Here is a 1,504-nt window from a genome sequence, read left to right as displayed (position 1 = left end):
GGTCATGGGGGTGCGCTCTCACGGGGGCGGCGGGATGGCTGTGGGGTAGGTCGGTGTCATTCTTGTACCGGGCGGTCGGGTTCATTGTGCTGCTTCGGTCAGCTGGATGAGGGTGGAACCGGTGGTGGTTTTGCGGACGTGGAGCCGGTGGGTGATGCGTCGGCGTAGTTCGGGGACGTGGCTGATGACGCCGACTGTTCGGTCGTGGGCGCGCGGGGAGTCGAGGACGTCGAGGACGTGGTGGAGGGTGTCCTCGTCGAGGGTGCCGAATCCTTCGTCGATGAAGAGGGTGTCGAGGGCTTGTCCGCCTGATTCGGCGGTGACGACGTCGGCCAGGCCCAGAGCCAGGGAGAGGGAGGCGAAGAAGGACTCGCCGCCGGAGAGGGTGTCGGTGTCGCGGTCTTTTCCGGTCCAGGCGTCGGTGATCTTCAGGCCGAGGCCGGAGCGGGCGCCGTGGGAGGCCCGGCCGTCGGAGTGGACCAGGGTGTAGCGGTGTTCTGACATGCGGGTGAGGCGTGTGTTGGCTGCGGCGACGACTTCTTCGAGGCGGGCGGCCAGGACATATGCCTCGAGCTGCACGCGGAGCTGGTTGCTTGGCGAGGTGCCGTTGATCAGGCCGTGGAGGTGGTCAACGGTGCGGTAAGCGTGTTCGAGAGGCTCGAGGCGCTGGATGTGGGTGGTGAGCTGGGCGAGGAGGGCTGCGAGTGCGCGGGTGCGTTTGGTGGTGTGCGCGGCTCTGGTGGCGGCGTGGGTGTAGTGGGTGGTGGCGGCGTCGAGTTGTGCGGTGGCTTGCTCGAGGTTGGCGGGTGGCAGATCTGCTGCTAGGGCGAGGGCAGGTTCCTGGAGGCGGGCGGTGGCGGCTGCGCGTTGTTCGCGCCACTGGTTGATTTCTTCTTCCAGAGTGTGGATTGCGTCGTCGGGCAGCAGGGCTTGTGCGGCGGTGTCGAGGGAGTCGAATCCGGCTGTGCGGGCGGCGTCTTCTGCTTGTTCGGCCGTCTGCTGGTGTTCCTTGGCTGTGCGGGCCGTGGCGTTGGCACGTTCGGCTGCGGTGGTGATGCGGTCAGCTGCCTGGGTGAGTTGTGTGATGCGCTGGGTGAGGGTGGGGGCGTCAGCGCGGGCAGTGGCGAGTTTCTGGTCGAGGTCCTGGGTTTGGGCGGCAAGGCGGTCGTAGCCGGCGTCGGCGGCAGCCATTCGGCTGGCGGCGTCGGTGCGGGTGCTGTCGGTCTGGGCGTGCTGCCGCTCCAGGGCGGCGAGTTCCTCGCTTGCAGGACCGGTGTCGCCAGCGCGGTCGAGTGCTTCTGTCAGGTGTTCCTGGAGCGTGGCGTGGTCGGCGGTCAAATCGGCCAGGGGAGTGTCTCCGCCGGCTTCGCCTCGGGCGGTGGCGGCCTGTTCGGCAAGGTCTCGCAGTTGGTCTTGCAGGGTTTGCTGTTTGTCCTGGGCTTGGGTGTGGCGGGTTTCGGCGGCCTGTTCGTCGGCTGTGGGCTGGTCGGAGTGAGGGGATGCA

At 67.8% G+C, this 1,504-nt stretch carries 1 protein-coding gene; it reads right to left on the bottom strand.

Features of this window, described 5'->3' with window-relative positions:
* Positions 1 to 81 precede the first annotated feature (81 nt).
* On the bottom strand, positions 82 to 1,504 hold a 1,423-nt coding region (locus tag WH07_RS31590), incomplete at its 5' end, for an SbcC/MukB-like Walker B domain-containing protein (RefSeq protein ID WP_269801402.1).

It is taken from the genome of Streptomyces odonnellii (assembly GCF_000981895.1).
In the GTDB taxonomy this organism is placed as follows: domain Bacteria; phylum Actinomycetota; class Actinomycetes; order Streptomycetales; family Streptomycetaceae; genus Streptomyces; species Streptomyces odonnellii.
This window is presented reverse-complemented; position numbering and strand designations above follow the sequence as displayed.